16 protein-coding genes are annotated in these 15,147 nt (G+C 73.5%); 14 read left to right on the forward strand and 2 right to left on the reverse strand.

Annotated features, from left to right (window positions below):
• Positions 1–110: 110 nt before the first annotated feature.
• The 14 genes from pstB (ACZ5UI_RS01150) to ACZ5UI_RS01215 all read left to right on the forward strand — a co-directional run bounded on the left by pstB (ACZ5UI_RS01150) (position 111) and on the right by ACZ5UI_RS01215 (position 11,290).
• Complete coding sequence (gene pstB, locus ACZ5UI_RS01150; protein ID WP_464197735.1) at positions 111–866, forward strand: phosphate ABC transporter ATP-binding protein PstB; 756 nt, start codon at positions 111–113, stop codon at positions 864–866.
• Positions 866–1,555, forward strand: a complete 690-nt coding sequence (phoU, locus tag ACZ5UI_RS01155; protein WP_464193352.1) for a phosphate signaling complex protein PhoU — start codon at positions 866–868, stop codon at positions 1,553–1,555. The genes pstB (ACZ5UI_RS01150) and phoU overlap by 1 nt, the downstream gene beginning before the upstream one ends.
• Positions 1,556–1,690: 135 nt before the next feature.
• On the forward strand, positions 1,691–2,815 hold the full coding sequence (gene pstS / locus ACZ5UI_RS01160; RefSeq protein ID WP_464193354.1) for a phosphate ABC transporter substrate-binding protein PstS: 1,125 nt from the start codon (positions 1,691–1,693) through the stop codon (positions 2,813–2,815).
• A gap of 4 nt (positions 2,816–2,819) precedes the next feature.
• Positions 2,820–3,770, forward strand: a complete 951-nt coding sequence (gene pstC, locus ACZ5UI_RS01165; RefSeq protein WP_464193356.1) for a phosphate ABC transporter permease subunit PstC — start codon at positions 2,820–2,822, stop codon at positions 3,768–3,770.
• Positions 3,767–4,855: a phosphate ABC transporter permease PstA gene (gene pstA, locus ACZ5UI_RS01170; RefSeq protein ID WP_464193358.1), complete on the forward strand. Its 1,089-nt coding sequence runs from the start codon at positions 3,767–3,769 to the stop codon at positions 4,853–4,855. The genes pstC and pstA overlap by 4 nt, the downstream gene beginning before the upstream one ends.
• A gap of 104 nt (positions 4,856–4,959) precedes the next feature.
• Positions 4,960–5,727, forward strand: a complete 768-nt coding sequence (gene pstB / locus ACZ5UI_RS01175; protein ID WP_464197737.1) for a phosphate ABC transporter ATP-binding protein PstB — start codon at positions 4,960–4,962, stop codon at positions 5,725–5,727.
• 302 nt (positions 5,728–6,029) lie between these two features.
• Positions 6,030–6,686 carry a response regulator transcription factor gene (locus ACZ5UI_RS01180; RefSeq protein WP_464193360.1) on the forward strand — a complete coding sequence of 219 codons (657 nt, stop codon included), beginning with the start codon at positions 6,030–6,032 and terminating at the stop codon, positions 6,684–6,686.
• A gap of 43 nt (positions 6,687–6,729) precedes the next feature.
• Positions 6,730–7,080: a hypothetical protein gene (locus ACZ5UI_RS01185; RefSeq protein ID WP_464193363.1), complete on the forward strand. Its 351-nt coding sequence runs from the start codon at positions 6,730–6,732 to the stop codon at positions 7,078–7,080.
• 183 nt (positions 7,081–7,263) lie between these two features.
• Positions 7,264–7,599: a pilus assembly protein gene (locus tag ACZ5UI_RS01190; RefSeq protein ID WP_464193365.1), complete on the forward strand. Its 336-nt coding sequence runs from the start codon at positions 7,264–7,266 to the stop codon at positions 7,597–7,599.
• Between the two features lies 1 nt (position 7,600).
• Positions 7,601–7,936 carry a TadE family protein gene (locus ACZ5UI_RS01195; RefSeq protein ID WP_464193367.1) on the forward strand — a complete coding sequence of 112 codons (336 nt, stop codon included), beginning with the start codon at positions 7,601–7,603 and terminating at the stop codon, positions 7,934–7,936.
• Positions 7,933–8,604 carry a hypothetical protein gene (locus tag ACZ5UI_RS01200; RefSeq protein WP_464193369.1) on the forward strand — a complete coding sequence of 224 codons (672 nt, stop codon included), beginning with the start codon at positions 7,933–7,935 and terminating at the stop codon, positions 8,602–8,604. Before ACZ5UI_RS01195 ends, ACZ5UI_RS01200 begins: the two co-directional genes overlap by 4 nt.
• The gene (locus ACZ5UI_RS01205) at positions 8,601–9,938 is read left to right on the forward strand and encodes a transglycosylase SLT domain-containing protein (protein ID WP_464193372.1); all 1,338 of its coding nucleotides are present in this window, start codon (positions 8,601–8,603) and stop codon (positions 9,936–9,938) included. The genes ACZ5UI_RS01200 and ACZ5UI_RS01205 overlap by 4 nt, the downstream gene beginning before the upstream one ends.
• A 193-nt stretch (positions 9,939–10,131) precedes the next feature.
• Positions 10,132–11,154: a GGDEF domain-containing protein gene (locus ACZ5UI_RS01210; RefSeq protein ID WP_464193374.1), complete on the forward strand. Its 1,023-nt coding sequence runs from the start codon at positions 10,132–10,134 to the stop codon at positions 11,152–11,154.
• A gap of 10 nt (positions 11,155–11,164) precedes the next feature.
• A complete protein-coding gene (locus ACZ5UI_RS01215) occupies positions 11,165–11,290 on the forward strand; it encodes a hypothetical protein (RefSeq protein ID WP_464193376.1) in 126 nt (41 codons plus the stop codon).
• A gap of 34 nt (positions 11,291–11,324) precedes the next feature.
• Here the strand turns inward: ACZ5UI_RS01215 and ACZ5UI_RS01220 are convergent, their stop codons facing one another.
• Positions 11,325–14,150 (reverse strand): helix-turn-helix transcriptional regulator, encoded by a 2,826-nt coding sequence (locus tag ACZ5UI_RS01220; RefSeq protein WP_464193378.1) that lies wholly within the window; start codon positions 14,148–14,150, stop codon positions 11,325–11,327.
• A gap of 181 nt (positions 14,151–14,331) precedes the next feature.
• A complete protein-coding gene (locus ACZ5UI_RS01225; RefSeq protein ID WP_464193381.1) occupies positions 14,332–15,114 on the reverse strand; it encodes a hypothetical protein in 783 nt (260 codons plus the stop codon).
• Positions 15,115–15,147: the final 33 nt, after the last annotated feature.

Below are 15,147 nucleotides of genomic sequence, written 5' to 3' on the forward strand. Positions count from 1 at the left end.
GAGAGCCGAGCCCGATCGAGACGCTGGACGAGAGCCCGGTGGCCGACCGGACGACCGATCCGGCGGTCAGCCTCGAGGCGCTCGCCGCCGCCCCGAGCGCCCCCCGCTCGATCGAGCGCCCGGGCTTCACGGTGAACCTCGACGGTCTCAACGCCTGGTACGGCCAGGCGCACAGCGTCAAGGACGTCACGCTGCGCTTCAACGCCAACGAGGCGACCGCGCTGATCGGCCCGTCCGGCTCGGGCAAGTCGACCGTGGTGCGGTGCATCAACCGCATGCACGAGGAGATCAAGGGCGCCCGCGCCGAGGGCTCCGTGATGCTCGATGACATCGACATCTACGACAAGCGGATCGACCTCAACGTCGTGCGCCGCTCGATCGGCATGGTCTTCCAGAAGCCGAACCCGTTCCTGTCGATGTCGATCTACGACAACGTCGCCGCCGGCGTGCGCCTGCAGGGCAAGGTCGGCCCCGACACCGTCGAGTCGGCCCTGCGCCGCGCCGGCCTGTGGGACGAGGTCAAGGACCGCTTGAAGCGCCCGGGCGTGGGCCTGTCCGGCGGGCAGCAGCAGCGTCTGTGCATCGCCCGCGCGCTGGCCGTCGAGCCCGACGTGCTGCTGATGGACGAGCCCGCCTCGGCGCTGGACCCGATCTCCACGCTGAAGATCGAGGACCTCGTCCAGGAGCTCAAGAGCCGCCTGACGATCGTGATCGTCACCCACAACATGCAGCAGGCCGCGCGCGTCGCCGACCGCACCGCGTTCCTGATGGACGGCGAGCTGATCGAGGACGGGCCGACCGACCAGATCTTCACCACGCCGACGGACCAGCGCACCGAGGACTACGTGAGCGGGCGTTTCGGCTGATGGCCTCCGAGATGCGCAGCCAGTTCCGCGAGGAGCTCGCCCATCTCGAGCGCCAGGCGCTCGGCGCCATCGACATGGTGGTCAGCCAGCTCGATCGCGCGCTGGAGTCCGTCGCCCACCAGGACATCGAGCTGGCCAGCTTCGTGATCGCCGACGACGACCGGCTGGACGGGCGCTACCTCGAGGTCAACCAGGGGATCCTGTCGCTGCTCGCCCTGCAGGCGCCGGTGGCCGGCGACCTGCGCGTCGTGGCGGCGCTGCTGCACGTGATCAAGCACGTCGAGCGCATGGGCGACCAGTGCGTGAACATCGCCAAGCTGGTCCCGCTGGCCGGCCACGAGCCGCCGGTCCGCCAGGAGGTCATCGACAAGCTCCTGGCCATGGGGCAGTTCGCGCGCAGCGAGGCGCTGCAGTGCCGGATGGCCTTCGAGGAGCGCGACGTCGAGCTGGCCCGCGACCTGGTGCGCCAGGACCGTGACATCAACCGGCTCAACCGCGAGATCTTCAACATGGCGCTGGCCATCGGGGACGACCCCGATACGCGCGAGTGGGCCATGCACATGGTGCTCGTGGCCCGCGCGCTGGAGCGCATCGGCGACAACGCCGTCGACATCGGCGAGCAGACCGCCTTCGTGGTGACCGGCCTGTTCCGTGAGTTCAGCGATGCGTCCAACGGGCTGGCGGACTAGTCCCGATTGCCGGGACGTTCACCAGGCTTTCACAACTCGGAGACAGGTCGATAACAGGCGACGGTTCGTATTAGGCGAGCCTGCCGTCTTGAACCTAAGGACGACCAGGAGAGCACTTTGAGACTTTCTCGCAGCATGACCGCGCTCGCCCTCTGTGGCGCGCTGACCTTCACCGTCGCCGCCTGCGGCAGCGACGACGACTCGTCCTCGACGAGCTCGGGCAGCGACACGGCTGCTTCGACCACCTCCGGCGGCGGCGAGGCCGCGGGCGGCAACCTGTCCGGCTCCATCGCCGGCGCCGGCGCCAGCTCGCAGGCCGCGGCCCAGGAGGCCTGGACGGCCGGCTTCCAGCAGGCCAACTCCGACGCGACGATCTCCTACGACCCGGTCGGCTCCGGCGGCGGCCGCGAGCAGTTCGTCTCCGGCGGCGTGGTGTTCGCCGGCAGCGACTCGGCCCTGGCCGACGAAGAGCTGACGGGCGCGCAGGATCGCTGCGGCGGCCCCGACAACGTCGTCGAGGTGCCGGTCTACGTCTCGCCGATCGCGGTCATCTACAACCTGCCCGGCGTCGAGAAGCTGCAGCTGTCGCCCGAGACGATGGCCAACATCTTCGCCCAGAAGATCAAGAAGTGGAACGACCCGGCGATCGCCGCCGACAACCCGGACGCCGAGCTGCCCGACAGCGACATCACGGTCGTCAACCGCTCGGACGAGTCGGGCACGACGGAGAACTTCACCGACTACCTGTCGCAGGCCGCGCCGTCCGCGTGGACCTACGAGGTCTCCGGCGACTGGCCGGTCAAGGGCGGCGAGGCGGCTGAGGGCACCTCGGGCGTCGTCGATGCCGTCAAGAACGGCGAGGGCACGATCGGCTACGCCGACGAGTCCCAGGCCGGCGAGCTGGGCAAGGCCGCGGTGAAGGTCGGCGAGGAGTTCGTCGAGCCGACCGCCGAGGCCGCAGCCGAGGTGTTCGCCGAGTCCACCCGTGAGGAGGGCTCGGGCAAGAACATCTTCGCCTACGAGATCAACCGCAAGCCGACGGGCGCCGGGGTCTACCCGATCGTCCTGGTCTCCTACGAGATCGCCTGCACGAAGTACGACAGCGCCGACGATGCCGCGCTGGTCAAGGGCTACCTGAGCTACATGATCAGCCCGGACGGCCAGAAGGCCGCCCAGAGCAACGCCGGTTCGGCGCCGCTGTCCCAGGAGGTCACCGACCTCATCACGCCCGCCGTCGAGTCGATCGGCGCAGGCGCGTAGATCCATGAGCGTTGCCCCCCAGAGCACGTCGCTCACTCCGCCGAGGCGTTCCACGCCTCGGCGGAGGGGGGACCGCGTCTTCTCCGGCATGGCCGTTGGCGCCGGCGTGACGATCCTGACGGTCCTTGCTGGCGTCGCCATCTTCCTGATCGTCGAGGCCTGGCCCGCGATCACCGCTGACTCCGAGGACCTGCCCGGCGGCAAGAGCCTCATCAGCTACATCGCCCCGCTGGCCTTCGGCACCTGCCTGGCCGCCGTGCTGGCGATCCTCATCGCCGTCCCGCTGGCCATCGGCGTGTCGCTGTTCATCAGCCACTACACGCCGCGCTGGCTGGCCCAGCCGCTCGGCCTCGTGGTCGACCTGCTGGCCGCGGTGCCGTCGATCGTCTACGGCCTGTGGGGCATCGCCGTCCTCGGGCCCGCCTCGGTCCCGCTGCAGAAGTGGCTGGTCGAGCACCTGGGCTGGATCCCCTTCTTCGACGGTCCCGCGACCGCGACCGGCCGCACGATGTTCGTCGTGGGCATCGTGCTGGCGGTGATGATCCTGCCGATCATCAGCGCCATCTCGCGTGAGGTCTTCTCCCAGACCCCGCGGGCCCAGATCGAGGCGGCGCTCGCCCTGGGCGCCACCCGCTGGGAGATGATCCGCATGTCCGTCCTGCCCTTCGGCCGCTCCGCGGTGATCGGCGCCTCGATGCTCGGCCTCGGCCGCGCGCTGGGCGAGACGATGGCCGTCGCGCTGATCCTCTCGGTCTCCGGCGACGTGACCTTCGACCTGGTCTCCTCGGCCAACCCGTCGACGATCGCGGCCAACATCGCGCTCGACTTCCCCGAGTCCTCGGGCTTGGACGTCAACACGCTGATCGCCTCCGGCCTGGTGCTCTTCGCGATCACCCTGGCCGTCAACATCCTCGCCCGCACCGTCATCTCCCGCACGGAAGGGGCGCGAGCATGAGCACGTCCACTCCTCCGCTGGCCAGCGGCGGTCCGCGGCATCCCGCGCTGGCGGCCGCCGTCGAAGGCCACGGGAAGCTGCCCGTCTGGGGCCCGTGGGGCGTCGTCGCCCTCGTGGTGGCCGTCGCGGCGCTGCTGTTCTTCACCACCTCGATCGCGATCGGCGTGCTCGTGGCCGGCGGCATCGTCGTCGCCGCGCTGGTGCTGTACACGTGGTCGCGCGTGGTCGAGGGCAAGCGCATGGCCGCCGATCGCGGCGTGACCATCCTGGTCAGCGCCTCGTTCGGCCTGGCGGCGCTGCCGCTGATCTCGATCTTCGAGACCGTCATCTCCAAGGGCGCCGAGCGCTTCGACTGGGCCTTCTTCACCGAGTCCTCGCGCAACGTCATCGGCGCGGGCGGCGGCGCGGCCAACGCGCTCGTCGGCACGCTGGTGATCACCGCGCTGGCCACCGTCATCTCGGTGCCGATCGGCGTGATGGCCGCGATCTACATGCAGGAGTACGGGACGGGCACACTCAAGCGCGCGCTGACCTTCTTCGTCGACGTCATGACCGGCATCCCGTCGATCGTCGCCGGCCTGTTCTCGTTCGCGCTGTTCGCGCTCATCTTCGGCCCGGGCATCCGCCTGGGCGTGATGGGCTCGATCGCCCTGATGGTGCTGATGGTGCCGATCGTCGTGCGCTCCACCGAGGAGATGCTGAAGATCGTGCCCAACGGCCTGCGTGAGGCGTCCTACGCGCTCGGCGTGCCCAAGTGGCGCACGATCGTCAGCGTCGTGCTGCCCACCGCCCTGGCCGGCATCGTGACCGGCATCATGGTCGCGATCGCCCGCATCGTCGGCGAGACGGCCCCGCTGCTGATCACCACCGGCACCTTCTCGTCGGTCAACTGGAACCCGTTCTCGGGTCGCATGGAGGCGCTGCCGGTCTTCGCCTTCAACGAGTACAAGACGCCGGGCGTCCCGCCCGAGCCGTACTTCGATCGGGCCTGGACGGCAGCCCTGACCCTGATCCTGCTGGTGATGATCCTCAACCTCGCCGCGCGGCTCGTCTATCGCCGCTTCGGCACGGAGATCCGCGGATGAGCGACGAGACCGAGATCGAGCCGCAGACCGCGGCGGAACCGGCGAGCGCGGCCGTCCCCGCTGCGGCGGGCGCCATCACGGCGGACAAGCCGGCGGCCAAGACGATGCAGGCCCGCGACCTGGACCTGTTCTACGGCTCCTTCCATGCCGTGCGCGGCGTGACGATGACCATCCAGCCCAACAAGGTGACCGCGCTGATCGGGTCGTCGGGCTGTGGCAAGTCGACCTTCCTGCGCTCGCTGAACCGGATGCACGAGCTGATCCCGGGCGCACGCGTGGAGGGCGAGGTGATCCTCGACGGCGAGGACATCTACGCGCCGGGCGTCGATCCCGTCTCGGTGCGCCGCGACGTGGGCATGGTCTTCCAGCAGCCCAACCCGTTCCCGACCATGTCGATCTTCGACAACGTCGCGGCCGGCCTGAAGCTGACGGGGCGCAAGCTGCCCAAGGGCGAGCTGGCGGACGTCGTGGAGCGCGCGCTGCGCGGCGCGAACCTGTGGGACGAGGTCAAGGACCGGCTCGACACGCCCGGCGTGGGCCTGTCCGGCGGCCAGCAGCAGCGTCTGTGCATCGCCCGCTCGATCGCGGTCGAGCCCGAGGTGCTGCTGATGGACGAGCCGGCGTCGGCCCTGGACCCGGTCTCCACGCTGGCCATCGAGGACCTGATGCTGCAGCTCAAGGACCGCTACACGATCGTCGTCGTGACCCACAACATGCAGCAGGCCAGCCGGGCCAGCGACTTCACCGCGTTCTTCAACCTGGACGCGGTCGGCGAGCCCGGTCACCTGGTGGAGTACGACACCACGGAGACGATCTTCTCCAACCCCAGCGAGAAGGCGACCGAGGACTACGTGAGCGGCCGCTTCGGCTGACGCTGTGTGCGCTGCGTCACACGCCGTCGCGCCCGCCGCGCGATCGCTGTGAAGAAGCTGTGACGCAGCGTGCGCAAACAGTTGCCGCAGCCTTAGCGAGGGCTAAGCTTGCGCACATGGTCGATGGAACGCCGGGCTTGGCTGGCGCGCATTCTCAAGAGGGTCAGGCAGGCGCACCTCTGCGCCTCGCCGTCCTTGACCGCGACAGCGGATTCCTGCAGGTCTTTGGCAAGCGGCTCGACCGCCTCGGCTGGGAGCATCGCGTGCTCGCCAGCCCGGTTGCGCCGGACGCCCTGGTGGCGATGCGGCTCAGTGCCGTCGTCGTCGACCTGGCCATCCTGGGGCCGCAGGCGTGGGAGTGGCTGGAGCGCACGTGCGCCGCGCTGCCCGGCCTCGGCGTCGTCGTCTGCACCGGTCAGTCGACCGTGGCCCAGCGCGTGCGCGGCCTGCGCCTCGGCGCGGATGACTGGGTCACCAAGCCCTGCCATCCCGAAGAGGTCATCGCCCGCGTCGAGTCGGTCGTCCGCCGCCGCCGCCGCGCCGAGGCCCGCGTGGACGTCTCCCCGGTCGTCGCCGGCGAGGTCGAGATCCGCGCCGATCAGTTCCAGGCCTTCAGCAACGGTCGCTCGATCGACCTGACCCGCCGCGAGTTCGAGCTGATCGAGCTGCTGGCCAGCGCCCGCGGCCGTGTGCTCGAGCGCGAGGAGATCTACCAGCGCGTGTGGGGCTACGCGATGGCCCGCGGCGACCGCTCGGTCGACGTGTTCGTCCGCAAGCTGCGCCAGAAGCTGGAGAAGGCGTCGCCGGACTGGCGCTACATCCACACGCACTTCGGCATCGGCTACCGCTTCGCGCCCGAGCCGGCCGACGGCGTCGAGCTCGTCGCCCCCGGCGCCGAGGCGCTGGTTCGCGAGGCCGCGGCGATCGACGCCCCGGTCGAGGACCGGCTGCTGTCCTAGCACTCGAGGCCCGGTTTCGACCGGGCCTCTATCGTTGTCGGCTGTGAAGCACGTCCGCAACTTCGGCATCGTCGCCCTCCTGGCGTTCGGCGTCTACGCGCTGCCGGGCGGCGACACCGCGGCCAACCTGTTCGGCGCGTCGCTGTTCGTGATCCTGACGATCGGCATCGGGCTGCTGCTCGCGCGCCTGTACCAGGAGCGCCGCACGGACCTCGACCTGCTCGGCGACCGCTGGCGCCTGCTGCTCTACGGCGCGGCCGGGCTGATCGTCGTCGCGCTCGCGGCGACGCCGAAGCTGTTCGAGAGCGGCGGCGGCACGATCCTGTGGCTCGTCCTGATGGCGGGCGCGATCTTCGCGATGTACCGCGTGTGGCGCCACACGCGCGAGTACTGAGCGGCACCGGCCGCCTGCCGACCCGCAAGGCTCGCTCCGTCCGTCGCGTTGCTTGTCGGATCTCTCGGCCTCAGACCGAGAGATCCGACAAGCAACGCGGCTCCGCACTTTCTCCGCACTTCCGTGGCCGTTTCTGCGCTGACTGGTGGTGCGCCGTAACACGCCGCGCGGGAGCCTTGGCGCATGCGCAGCGCACGTGGCCAGGCGGCAGTCGAGTTCGTCGGAATCCTGCCCCTGCTCGTGCTGCTCGGCCTCCTGTGCTGGCAGGCGGTGATCGCCGGCCAGGCGGTCTGGCTGTCGGGCGCGGCCGCGCGGGCGGCCTCCCGGGCGAGCGCGCTCGATCAGGACGCTGAGGCCGCCGCCCGGCGGGTGCTGCCGGGCGCGCTGGCCGCGGGCGTCTCGGTCGACGACGCCGGCGGCGGCGACGTCCGCGTGGCGGTGGCGATCCCGGCCGTCGTGGGCGGGATCGACCTGGCGGTGGTCCACGAGCGGGCGCGGTTCGCCGCGCAGGGCGGCTGACGTGCGCGACGCGCGCGGCCAGTCGACGGTCGAGCTGGTCGGCCTGCTCCCGCTGATCGTGGCGGTCGTCTTCGGCGCCGCCCAGCTGCTGGCCGCCGGGGTGGCGGGCGAGCTGGCCGACCACGCGGCCCAGGCCGGCGCCATGGCGCTGCTGCAGGACGGCGGCTCCGCCCGCGACGCCGCGCGGGCCGCCCTGCCCGGCTGGGCGCGCGACCGCGCCGACGTCGAGGTCTCGGGGCGCCGGGTCGTCGTGACGCTGCGCCCGCCGTCGCCGCTGGGGCCGGTGGCCGACGCGCTGGCCGCGCGCGCGGTGGCCGACGCGGGGGAGGGCACGTGAGCGACGAGATCGTCTCGCGCGCCGGCCTGGGCGCGATGGTCGCGGGCTGGTTCGTGCGCCCGGCGGGCGCCGTGGGGGAGCGCTCCGCCCGGCGCGTCCTGGCGTCGGTCGACGAGCCGGTCGTCCTGGCCGGCCCGGGCGCCACGGCGCTCGGCGTGGGCGCCACGGTCGCGCTGGCCGCCGCCGACCGCGGCGAGGTCGCGGTGCTGGCCTGCTGGCGCGTGCCGGCGGCCGAGCGCCGCCGCGACGGGCTGGCGGTGGCCAAGGCCCGGCGGCTGGCCGGATCGCTGCAGGCGCGCGGGCTGGAGGCGACCGCGTCCGGACGACTCGTGGTGGTCGCGCTGCCCGACGACGAGCGCGAGGCGGTGATGCTGCTGCGCCGCGCGGAGGGCGCCTGCGCGACCGCGGCCTGCGTGCCGCTGCTGGGCGGCGCGCGCGGTGCGGCGTGGGATGTGGTCCTGGCCGAGCGCGGCGTCGCGGTGCTGGATCCGGGCGCGAGCGGCGAGCGCGCGGCGCTGCTCGAGGTGGCGGTGGCCCGGCTGGCCGCGCAGGGTGTCCAGGCGCGCGTCCCGCAGCGGCGGCTCGGAGCGGTCGCGCGCGCCCTGGCGGTGAGCGGGTGGTTGCCGCCCGGCGGGCGGGCGCTGGCCAACCCGGTGCCGGCCAGATGACCGCGCTGCTCGACCGCGCCCGGCTCGGCGCGACGGACGGCCAGGCCACCGTCCTGCTCGTCGGGATGCTCTGCGCGGTGCTGTTCGGCACGATGGTGCTGGCCCTGTTCGCCGGCGGTGTCGGTGCCCACGGGCGCCAGCAGCGGGCGGCGGACCTGGGCGCGCTGGCCGCGGCGCGCGTGATGCACGACCTGCACCCCCGTCTGTTCGAGCCCGCGGTGTGGCCGGACGGGACGTTCAACCCCCGCCACCTGGAGCGCGACGCCTACCTGGCCGCGGCGCGCGAGCGCGGCGCCGCGGTGGCTCGCGCCAACGGGGCCGAGGCGATCGACGTCTCGTTTCCGCAGGCCGATCCGATCGCGCCCACGCGGGTGCGCGTGCAGGTCGGCGCCCGGCTGCGCGTGACGGTGGCCGGCGAGCGCGGCGGGGTCGCCGTCGAGGCGTCGGCCGACGCGGAGATCGTGCCGGTCGTCGCGTCGCTGCCGGCGGCCAGCGGCGACGAGTACCGCGGTCCGCTGGCCTATCGCCAGGGCAAGCCGATGCGCCCGGACGTCGCCGTCGCGTTCGACCGCATGGCCGCGGCGGCCGCGGCCGACGGCGTGACGCTGATCGTCAGCTCGGGCTTTCGCACCAACGCGGAGCAGGCCGTCCTGTTCGCGGCGCATCCCGACCCGAAGTGGGTCGCCCCGCCGGGCACCTCCCTCCACCGCCTCGGGACCGAGTTGGACCTCGGACCGGTGTCGGCGTACGCGTGGCTGGCGGCCAACGCACCACGGTTCCACTTCGCTCAGAGATATTCATGGGAACCGTGGCACTACGGATACGTGCTCAGCCCCGGCTCGAGCGCCGCGATGTGGCGCCGGCGCGACGGGGGTGACGGGGAGGGCGGCTCGACGCTGCCGTCGTTCGTGCCCGAGCAGTACGCCGCGCCGATCGGCCGGGCGGCGCAACGCTGGAGCGTCTCGGCGACGCTGCTGGCCGCGCAGCTGCAGCAGGAGTCGGGGTTCAACCCCAACGCGCTCTCGCCGGCCGGCGCGCGGGGCATCGCGCAGTTCATGCCCGACACGGCGCGCGCCTACGGTCTGACCGATCCGACCGACGCCGCCGCGGCGATCGACGCCCAGGCGCACCTGATGCGCGACCTGCTGCGCCAGTTCGGCTCGGTGCCGCTGGCGCTGGCCGCCTACAACGCGGGCTCCGGGAAGGTCGCGGCCTGCGGATGCGTGCCGCCGATCCCCGAGACGACCGCGTACGTGGCGGCGATCCTCGGGCTGATGGGCGGCGCCGGTGACCCGACGGGACTCGGGGGCCTGGAGGTGCGGCTTGTGCGCTGACCGCGCGCCGAACGCCAAGCGCGGGGGCGCGACCCAGGGTGGAGAGGTCACGCCCCGCTGCGCGCTGGCAGGGGAGGCCGTCGCCGGAGGAGGAGAGTTGGGAGCGGCGGCCCACCCTGATCATCGGACGTCGGGGCGCCGACTTGAGCGGGCCCGGTTCAAGCGGGATGCGCAACGTGCCGACTCATCAGGTATGCCGTCCATCCACGGGTCCGAAGCGCTCCGGCGGGCCCAGGCGTGGCTGTACGTGGGGGGCGCGGTGATGCTCACGGCGATGCTGCTCGCGCCCGACGGCGACACGTCCGATCACGGCGCGCTGCTGATCATCGGCCTGGCGCTCCTGGCGCTGTCGATCCCGCTGTTCCTGTGGCGCGGGATGCCGGACTGGGTGCAGGTCGTTTTCCTGGCCGTGGGGATCGTCTCGGTGTCGCTGTGCGTCGGCCTGCTGCGGCCGATGGTCCTGACGCCCGTCTTCTACATCTGGGCGTTCCTGCTGGCCGCCAACCACCTGTCGCGCGCCTGGGTGGGCGCGCTGTACGGCCTGATGGTCGTGACCTTCGGCGGCGCGCTGCTGTTCCTGGCCGAGCCGGTGGATCGCGTCAACGCGTTCCTGACGATGGTGGTGGTGATCGCGATCGTCGTGCTGGTGATCCTGCGCCTGCGCGAGCGCAACACACGTCTGGTCGCGCGGCTGCGCGAGACGGCGACCAGCGACTCGCTGACCGGGGCGCTCAACCGCGGCGCGTTCGAGGAGCACCTGCGCGCCGAGCACGCCCGCGCGCAGCGCCACGGCCGGCCCTACGCCGTGGCGATCATCGACGTCGACCACTTCAAGCTGGTCAACGACGAGCACGGTCACGCCGCCGGGGACGCCGCCCTGATCCGGCTCGCCGGCCTGGTGCGGGCCAACACCCGCGCGGGCGACGTGTTCGCCCGGGTCGGGGGTGAGGAGTTCGCGCTCCTGCTGGCCGACACCGACCTCGAGCAGGCGGCCACGCTGGCCGAGCACCTGCGCGGCCGCGTGCGCCGCGAGACCGCCTACGACCCGGTGCCGCTGACCGTGTCGATCGGGGTCGCGGCGGCCGACCCCGAGGGCGAGGCCGACGTGATGCTCGCCGCCGACCGCGCGCTGTACGGCGCCAAGCGCGCCGGGCGCGATCGCGTCGTGCGGGGCGCCCCGGCGCCGGCCAGCGCGACGACGGCGCTGGCGGGGTAACGTTCCCGTCATGGCCGACGCCATGTTCGCCTCGACGGTCTCCACCACCGCGATCGTCGTCGCCGCCGTTGCCGCGCTGGCGCTGCCGTTCTACCAGCTGCGCCGCGACGGCTTCCTGCGCTGGCGCGACCGCTAGCGGGTTCTGCGCCGCCCGACGCGGTGCGGCCGCGTCACGGGTGCGCGCGGATCTCCGACGCCGCGGCGTCCTCGGGCGGCTCCCCGCCCAGCGCCGCCTCGAGCTCGCTGCGGCCACCGATCGAGAGCTTGCGGTACACGCGGCCCAGGTGCGTCTCGACGGTCTTCACAGTCACGAACAGCCGCTGCGCGATCTCGCGGTTGGACCGCCCCTCGGCGGCCATCCGGGCCACGCGCGCCTCGCTGGCGGTGAGCGCTTCCAGCCCGGTGAACGAGCGACGGGCCGGCCGCGCGCCCAGCACGCGCAGCTCGGCCTCCGCGGCGGTGATCCAGCGGCGCGACCCGCAGCGCTCCGCCGCCCGCGCGCCGGCCTCGATCCGATCGCGCGCCGCGCGGCGCTCACCCTGGCGACGCAGCGTGCCGCCGAGCGCGATCAGGCAGGCCGCCTGCTCCAGATGCGCGTCCCCGTCGGCGACGAGCGCGGCCGCCCGCTCCAGGTCCGTGCGCGCGGCCGGCGGATCGGCGGTCAGCGCGCGATGGCGCAGGCTGGCCGCCCAGCCGATCGGCGCGCCCCAGAGCGAGGCGATGCGGACGGCGTCCTGGGCATGGGCCGCCGCGGTCGCGTGATCGCCGATCGCCAGCGCGCAGCGCACGACGCCGAGCCGCCACGGCGTGACGCGGTCCTCGTAGCCGGCCAGCTCGCCCAGACGCCCGCACTCGGCGAAGGCCGCCAGCGCTTCGGCCGGTCGGTCGGTGGCTTCCAGGAGGAGGCCGTTGGCGTAGTGCAGGACGCCGAGGTCGGCGTCGCGACCGTCGAGCCAGGACCCGACGAGCGCGGCGGCGCGGCCGGTCTCGCCGCGCTCGATCAGCACGCCGGCGTAGAAGCGCACGCAGGTCGCGCCCCAGAAGCTCCAGATCGCGTTGGCCGGGAGCGAGTCGCGCACCGTCAGCAGCGCCTCGGCGTGCGCGCAGGCGTGCATGAGCACGTTCCCCGAGCGCCGCATGAGGCCACCGAGCGATGCGATCGCGAACGCCTCCACCGATCCGCGCGAGCGCGCGTCACCGAACGCGCGGGCGCGCTCGCGATCCATCGTGGCGAAGTCCTCCGCGCACAACACGACGTAGGAGGCGTAGGCCCACGGCGGCGCCTCACAGGTGTTGTCCGCGAGCAGGCGCCCGTCGGCCAGCGCGCGCAGGGCGAGCGGCACCGCGTCCTCGCGGCGCTGCGTCGGGTCGAAGACCGTGGCCAGCGCGGCGGTGGCCAGCGCGATGCGCTCGGCGGGCGTGTCCCCGGCCAGCGTGCGGTAGCCGCGCATCCGCGCGAGCGCTCCGCTGGTCAGCTCCGCGTCGTTGACCGCCAGCGACGTGCGCTCGACGTCGGCGCGCAGGCGGCGCTCGCCGGTGAGCGCGGTCGCGGCCGCGTCGAGGGCCGCGATGGCGGCGCGCTGGCCGTCGGTGACGGTCAGCCCGGCGGCCAGCCGCAGCGCCGCGTCGAGGCGATCGTCCTCGTCGGCGGACTGCGCGAGCGCCCGGCGCAGATGGGGCTCGGCCTCGGCGACCTGTCCCTGCGCGGCCAGCGCCGTGCCGAGCGCCAGCTCGGCCGGCCCACGGTCGGCCGGCGCGGGAGGCTCGTCGAGCGCGCGCTGCAGGTAGGCGGCGGCCATGTCGGGCACGCCCCGGCGCAGCGCTCCGCGGCCGGCGTCGAGCAGGTGCCGCGCCGCGTCGGCGTTCCCGCGGGCGTCGCTCTGCATCAGGTGCGTGACGATCTGCGCGGTCGGCGCTCCGGCCGCGTCGAGGATCTGGGCCGCGCGCGAGTGCGCGGCGGCGCGGTGGGCGACGGGCCACCCCGCCGTCACGCAGGCCTCCAGGAGCGGGTGGCCGAACCGCAGCGGCAGCGCGTCGGTGAGGATCCCCGCCGAGGCCAGCCGTCCCGCGCGCTCGGCGACCTCGGCGGGCGTCAGGCCGGTGAGCGCGGCGATGCGGGCGACGGTCGCGCCGGAGCCCAGCACCGAGATCGCCTGCGCCACCTCGGCGGCGCCGGTGCCCGCGCTCGTCAGCTGCAGGGCGACGACGCGGGCCAGCAGCTCGGGTGGCGAGTGGGCGATCAGCCGGACGTCGGCGGCGCTCAGCGTGCGCCCGGTGTGCTCCAGGCCGCGCACGAGCTCGGCGACGTAGAGCGGGACGCCGCCGGTCATCGCCTGGCAGGCGGCCACGACGTCCCCGTCCGGGTCGGCCGCCCCGGTCAGGTCGCCGAGCAGCTCGCGGACGCCCGCCTCGCTGAGCGGCTCCAGCGTCAGCCACCGCGCCGCGGGCACAGCGCGCAGATCGTGCGTCCACGACGCCGTGCCGGCCACCGGCGGCCGCCCGGCCAGCACGACGGCGATCGGGGTGTCCGCCACCCGGTGGGCCAGATAGGCGAGCGCCTGCAGGGACGGCACGTCGGCCCAGTGGGCGTCGTCGACGATCAGGGCGAGCGGGCGCCGCGCGGCCAGACCCGCGAGCAGCCAGTAGAGGCCGTGCAGGGCGTCGGGCAGCCGCATGGCCTGCGCCTCGGCGGCGGGTGTCGAGGTGAGGACGACGTCGGCGCCGATCGCGCCGGCCCCCTCGATCGCCGCGGCCCGGTCGTCCGGGGACAGCCCCCGCAGGTGGCGCTCGACCAGCTGGCGGATCACGCCGAACGGGATCGGCTGCTCCAGCTCGCGCCCACGGGCGCGCAGCACGACCAGCGGCGCGCGCGCCTCGTGCGCCGTCGCGTCCAGCACGGTGGTCTTGCCGATGCCCGCGGGGCCCTCGATCACGACGACCGAGCCCGTCCCGTCGCGGGCGGCGCCGAGCCCCGCCGCCAGGGCATCCCGCGCCATCGTACGTTCGATCAGTGCCGGCGTCGGCGGGCCCGCCGGACGGTCGAGGTGATCCGTCACCGTGCCGGCGAGATTACCGGGAAACCGGAAGACCGGTGTGAGGAAAACCGACCGGACACGACCGTCGGCGCGTGGCCCGGATCAGCGGCGCGAACCGCTGTCCGGACCGGTGCGCCGGCGATCAGGTGTTGTAGGCGGCGATGGTCAGCGCGGCGCGTCCCTCGAGGCCCGCCGAGCAGGTGACGAAGAAGTCGTAGCTGCCCGCCGGGACCTGCTGGGTGAACTCGACCGGAATCGAGGTGATCACGGTCGTGCCCACCACGCGGTCGCTGATCTGCGGTCCGCTGGCGAACGCCGCGCCGTCGCGCTCGACGTCGACCGTGCACGAGTAGTTCGCGTCGGTCCCGCGGATCGACGCGTACCCGGTGACCACCACGTTCGTCGTCGCCGTCAGCACCAGCGGCGACACGTCGGCGCCCGAGTTCGCGATGTTCACCCCGAAGCTGGTGAGCGAGCCGAGCTCACCGCCGGTCGTGGAGGACAGACCGGGCTGGACGGTCCGCCGCAGCGCGATCAGGGCGCCCGACGATGGCCCGACCGGACCGGTCGCGCCGGTGGCGCCGGGGACCCCCGCGGCGCCCGCCGGGCCGGCGGGACCGGTCGGACCGGTCGGACCGGCCGGGCCGGCCGCACCGGTGGCACCCGTCGCGCCTGTGTCGCCGACCGCGCCCGACGGCGCGGTGGTCGTCCTGCTCATGCGCTGGCGCAGCGACTTGGACAGGTCGGCCGTGCGGATCGACCCGTTGCGGATCTTCGAGCTGGTGACCGCGCCCGTGGCCAGGTCTCGGCTGGTGACCAGGTCGCGCGCCGCGGCGGGGCCGCCCAACGTCACGAACGCCGTGACCGCGACGGCCAGGACGGCGAGCACGCCGGGCCGGCACACCATGTTCTTGAGTCGTCTCATGGGCGCGACTCTGCCCGGGCGCTGCGCCGCGCG

The sequence above is a fragment of the Conexibacter sp. JCM 18997 genome, assembly GCF_055391915.1.

Excerpts from the sequence above, each read along its gene's own strand:
- phoU (WP_464193352.1), top strand. The coding sequence starts at position 866 with ATGGCCTCCGAGATGCGCAGCCAGTTCCGCGAGGAGCTCGCCCATCTC.
- pstS (WP_464193354.1), top strand. The coding sequence starts at position 1,691 with ATGACCGCGCTCGCCCTCTGTGGCGCGCTGACCTTCACCGTCGCCGCC.
- pstC (WP_464193356.1), top strand. The coding sequence starts at position 2,820 with ATGAGCGTTGCCCCCCAGAGCACGTCGCTCACTCCGCCGAGGCGTTCC.
- pstA (WP_464193358.1), top strand. The coding sequence starts at position 3,767 with ATGAGCACGTCCACTCCTCCGCTGGCCAGCGGCGGTCCGCGGCATCCC.
- pstB (WP_464197737.1), top strand. The coding sequence starts at position 4,960 with ATGCAGGCCCGCGACCTGGACCTGTTCTACGGCTCCTTCCATGCCGTG.
- ACZ5UI_RS01180 (WP_464193360.1), top strand. The coding sequence starts at position 6,030 with ATGCGGCTCAGTGCCGTCGTCGTCGACCTGGCCATCCTGGGGCCGCAG.
- ACZ5UI_RS01190 (WP_464193365.1), top strand. The coding sequence starts at position 7,264 with ATGCGCAGCGCACGTGGCCAGGCGGCAGTCGAGTTCGTCGGAATCCTG.
- ACZ5UI_RS01205 (WP_464193372.1), top strand. The coding sequence starts at position 8,601 with ATGACCGCGCTGCTCGACCGCGCCCGGCTCGGCGCGACGGACGGCCAG.
- ACZ5UI_RS01210 (WP_464193374.1), top strand. The coding sequence starts at position 10,132 with ATGCCGTCCATCCACGGGTCCGAAGCGCTCCGGCGGGCCCAGGCGTGG.
- ACZ5UI_RS01215 (WP_464193376.1), top strand. The coding sequence starts at position 11,165 with ATGGCCGACGCCATGTTCGCCTCGACGGTCTCCACCACCGCGATCGTC.
- ACZ5UI_RS01220 (WP_464193378.1), bottom strand. The coding sequence starts at position 14,150 with ATGGCGCGGGATGCCCTGGCGGCGGGGCTCGGCGCCGCCCGCGACGGG.
- ACZ5UI_RS01225 (WP_464193381.1), bottom strand. The coding sequence starts at position 15,114 with ATGAGACGACTCAAGAACATGGTGTGCCGGCCCGGCGTGCTCGCCGTC.